At 65.4% G+C, this 2,190-nt stretch carries 3 protein-coding genes; all 3 read right to left on the reverse strand.

All coding sequences use genetic code 11. From position 1 onward, the window contains the following. Positions 1-452, reverse strand: a 452-nt coding sequence (locus ACFWF3_RS33085) for a hypothetical protein (protein WP_379317850.1), incomplete at its 3' end; no start/stop codon positions are given. A 170-nt stretch (positions 453-622) separates the two neighbouring features. Further along, on the reverse strand, positions 623-1,201 hold the full coding sequence (locus ACFWF3_RS33090; RefSeq protein WP_379317852.1) for a hypothetical protein: 579 nt from the start codon (positions 1,199-1,201) through the stop codon (positions 623-625). A gap of 202 nt (positions 1,202-1,403) precedes the next feature. After that, positions 1,404-1,568: a hypothetical protein gene (locus ACFWF3_RS33095; protein ID WP_379317854.1), complete on the reverse strand. Its 165-nt coding sequence runs from the start codon at positions 1,566-1,568 to the stop codon at positions 1,404-1,406. Between the last annotated feature and the right edge of the window lie 622 nt (positions 1,569-2,190).

Genomic DNA, 2,190 nt, shown 5'->3' on the forward strand with positions numbered 1-2,190 from the left:
GGGTGGATCACGTAGTCCTTGAGTACCTGCTTGCGGATCTTGCGGCCCACGGCCTTGGCGCGTGCGCGGAACTCCGGGTTCTTGCGGCGCCACTGCTCACCACTGACGGCCTCGGTCGGCACGACTTGCCCTGTGGGGTCGGTCAATCGGGCTCGCACCGCTTCCGGCGGCTCGATCGTGGCCGCACCCGGATACTCGAAGTAGACGGTGTAATCGCCTGTCGCGAGGTTCGGATCGCCGGAACCAGGGACCGTGACGCGCTGGTATCGGTCGACGCTGTCCGACATGCGGAAGAATCCGATGGCGCCGACACCGACGGCGCCGAGCATTCCGCCCACGATCACGAGTACCGCCGCCACGATCCACCCACCCGACGACTGCTGCGGCCGCGCGGGGAGTTGGTGAAATGTCCGGCCCTGATGAGCGGTCGGATAGCGTGCGGGGTCGGACACAGCGGAGCCTCCTGAGCGCCGCACGGTCTCACGGCTTCGCTGCTCAACTTATCTTGTCCCACAGACAGTTTCGTTGAACACTCGTGTGTCCTCCGGCGCCCACCCTGTGGTGGCGACCCGGCGACGGTCCGAGTGGTGACCGCGCGAGGCCGGCCACCACTCGGGACCCGTTACGGCGTCGAGTAGCCGATGAGGGCGCCGATGCCCGCACCGATCGGGATGGTCACCAGCGCGCCGACTCCGCCGAGGAAGAAGCCGAGCACAGCGCCGATGCCGGCGCCGATGAGCGCGCCGATGCCCGCGTTGTGCTGCTTGCGGGCCTCGGTGTCACCGGCCGCGTCGACGAATTCGGCCATGTTGGCGGTGACGACGGCCGGTGCGGCGGTGGGGGTCAGCGTCGCTGACCTGCCGTCGGCGGAGATGCCCGCGACCAGGTCGAAATCGCCTGCTCCGGTGATGAGGCGGGTCGGCACGGCCGCGACCACGTTGCCCTCCCTGTTCGTGAGCGTGACCGCACCGCCGACGACCCGGAACGTGCCGTCCGGGGCGGACACCGTGAGCCCGGAGCCATCGGCCAGCGGACTCGCGGTGAACGCCACGCCGCTGTCGACACCCTGCACGATCGGAGCGGCGGCTGATGGTGCGGCCTGCGCGGTGGTGGTGGCCGCGAGGCCGACAGCACCTGCCGCGAGAGCGGCGATCACGCCGAGTCGTTGTGCGCCCGAAGTTGTTCGAGACGAGAAATGCATCCTGCCCCTCCAGTCTGCCCGCCAGATCCGGCGGAACATCCTCTGCCGGACCGGATCTCGGTCCGAGGACATTTTCGCATCGACGGCGATTCCGTGGAACCCACCAGCGGTGATACCGGAAAAACATCATCACTTCGACATAAATGATGAATTACATTGCCACACCGTAGATATCGGTACGGTTACCGGAAATATTCCGGTCCTACGGGACGGTCGACGGTCCCGGCTCGTCTTCGGGCTCCTGGGCGACGACCAGGTTCGCCGACAGTGCGGCGGAATCGATACGGGTGATCGAGTCCAGCATCAACTGCGAGACATCGACAACCTCGACACCCTCGCCCTGCCCCTGCTCCTGACGCGCGGTCACCCCATCGTTGAGCGTTACCCCGACCGCACACGCTGGGAGGAGGTGCGGGGTCAATTCGATGCGATTTTGCGCGTTGGGCGTGGCTCATTCGGGCCACAGCATCGCTGCGACCAAGACGACCACCGGAATCGTAAACGCAACAACCCATCCGGCGATGATCATTTGTCTCGGCTCTCCGCTGCTGTCAACCAATCCGCGATGTTCTCCAAGGTCCCGTGACAGACGACTCGGAACGGGTTCGAGAGCTGCCACCCGTACGGTGGTTCTTCAGCTCTACGGATGCCCATCGAACGATTGGCAGCGCGCTGGTTCAGTGCGTCCAGCTGGGCTTGTATCGCCTTGCTCATGATGCTCGCCGCTTCGGTTCCCACCGGGCGAGTGCTTCGAGCAATCTCCGGATCACCTCGGGCGGGGCGACCTCTATGGGGTCGAGCCGTGTCGGCTTCTGTATGCGTTGTGGGAGCACTGCGGGCCTCCTGGTGGCGCTCGTTGGCTTCCACCCCCGGCGGGGACTCTTGGTTCACCCGCCGGGAGCGTTGAGACGAACTTACGAACCAACGAACCAGTGTCGGTACAAACTTGACAGAACTTGCCCGTATTGGTGTCTAGCTGCCCCAGAGAC

Source organism: Nocardia sp. NPDC060220, from assembly GCF_042727815.1.
GTDB lineage: Bacteria > Actinomycetota > Actinomycetes > Mycobacteriales > Mycobacteriaceae > Nocardia.